General features: G+C 69.0%; 2 protein-coding genes and 1 pseudogene. All 3 read left to right on the plus strand.

Going from position 1 to position 1,984, the window contains the following annotated elements:
- On the plus strand, positions 1-219 hold a 219-nt coding region (locus ACH5AO_RS37195), incomplete at its 5' end, for a methionine adenosyltransferase domain-containing protein (RefSeq protein ID WP_398932568.1).
- Position 220: 1 nt separating this feature from the next.
- A complete protein-coding gene (locus tag ACH5AO_RS37200; RefSeq protein WP_398932570.1) occupies positions 221-1,171 on the plus strand; it encodes a PfkB family carbohydrate kinase in 951 nt (316 codons plus the stop codon).
- Positions 1,172-1,407: 236 nt separating this feature from the next.
- Positions 1,408-1,815, plus strand: a pseudogene (locus ACH5AO_RS37205) (MFS transporter); the annotation flags it as partial.
- Positions 1,816-1,984 lie beyond the last annotated feature (169 nt).

Here is a 1,984-nt window from a genome sequence, read left to right on the forward strand (position 1 = left end):
GAGACCTTCGGCACCGCCACGATCGACACCGAGAAGATCGAGAAGGCCATCGACGAGGTCTTCGACCTCCGCCCGGCCGCGATCATCCGCGACCTCGACCTGCTGCGCCCGATCTACGCCCAGACCGCCGCCTACGGCCACTTCGGCCGTGAGCTGCCCGACTTCACCTGGGAGCGCACCGACCGCGTCGACGCACTCCGCGTCGCAACCGGGATATGACATGCGCATCGCCGTGACCGGTTCCGTTGCAACCGACCACCTGATGACCTTCCCCGGCCGGATGACCGACCAACTCCTCGCCGACCACTTGGACCACGTCTCCCTGTCCTTCCTGGCCGACACCCTTGAGATACGCAACGGAGGCCCCGCCACCAACATCGCCTACGGCCTGGCCCGCCTGAAGCACCGTCCGCTGCTGGTGGGCGCCGTAGGCACCGATTTCCGGCCCCACGGCGAACAGCTCTCGAAACTGGGAGTAGACGTCTCCGGCCTCCAGGAGTCCGCTTCCCGCCCCACCGCACGCATCCTGCGCACCATCGACGCGCACGGCAACCAGTTGATGTCGTTCTACCCTGGCGCGGAGACCGAGGCCGCCGCCATTGACCTCGTCGACGTCGTCCGCCGTCACGGCGGCATCGACCTGGTCCTCATCGGGGCCGACGACCCGGCGGCGATGCTGCGCCACAGCCGTGCCTGCCGCTCTCTGGGCATCCGCTTCCTCGCTGCCCCGTCCCACCGACTGGACCGGCTCGACGGCGCTGGCGTCCGCGAACTCGTTGAAGACGCCGACCACCTCTTCACCAGCGAATCCGAACGCGAACTGCTCATCGCAAAAACCGGCTGGACCCCTGCTCAGGTGCTCTGCAAGGTCGGCACCTGGGTGACGACCCTCGGCGAAAAGGGCAGCCGCATCGACCGAGCCGACGAGCCCCCGGCCGAGGTCCCCGCCATCCCGCTCACCACAGTCGCCGACTTGTCAGGCTTCGCGGACGCATTTCGCGCCGGCTACCTTGCCGCCCTTGCCAGGAACATTGACCCGGTGCGCTGCGCAGAGACGGGAGAGGCATTGGCAGCCCTCGCCCTCTCGACCGTGGGTGCGCAGAGTTACGAGATTCCGCGAGAGATCCCTACAGTGCTGGCTGCGGCCATGGGCCTCGAACAAAGAGCTTAGCTACGCCTCACCAGTTGCGGCTGCAGTCGCTGCGGGAGTGGCCCTCGCCCCCCGATCGGACAGGCCCGTTTCCCGGTCCCACACCGCGCCTCCTACGACGCGCTCGGCTGAACTGGGCCTACCGCGCCATCGACTGCACCACCACCAACCAACTCGCTGCGTTCCTCGCCGACCTGGATCGGCCTTGAACGGCGTCGGCGATCTTGATGTCAGTTGTCGCTGTTATGTGTCAACTAGGGATGTCAGTCGCACTGCTCTACGTGTGCGCCGTCCTGGGCCTCGCCCAGTTCGGCATCATCTGGTCGGCCGAGATCAAGAACCTGCCGCTGTTCCTGGTGTTCTCCGCGATCTCCGGCTTCGGCGGCGGCGCCATCTTCCCGATGTTCGCGGCGCTGACGGCGGACTACTTCGGGGAGAACAACAACGCCACCAACTACGGGATGGTCCACAGCTCCAAGCTCGTCTCCGGGTTGGGCGCGGGCACGGGTTCCGTGGTCGTCGGCGCCTTGGGCTACAACGGCGCCTTCGGTCTGGCGGGCAGCATCTCGCTCTTCGCCGGGGTCGTGGCGCTGTTCCTGCATCCGCCGGGACGGTCCAGGAGCAAGCGCGTCACGCCCAACCCGCGGCCGCTCGGCGAGGGCTGACGCAACAAAACCTCTCCCCCCCCACACGGACCGGGCGGCCCCCCCCCCCGCCCGCGGGGGGGGGCGCCCCGGGCGGGGGGGGGGGGGCCGGGGGGCGGGGGCCCGGGCGCCCCGGTGTGGGAGCAGTTCTTGGGCGCGCCCCCAGAAAGGGCGGGGGGGGGGGGGCGCG

This window comes from Streptomyces sp. NPDC018964, from assembly GCF_044390325.1.
Lineage (GTDB): Bacteria > Actinomycetota > Actinomycetes > Streptomycetales > Streptomycetaceae > Streptomyces.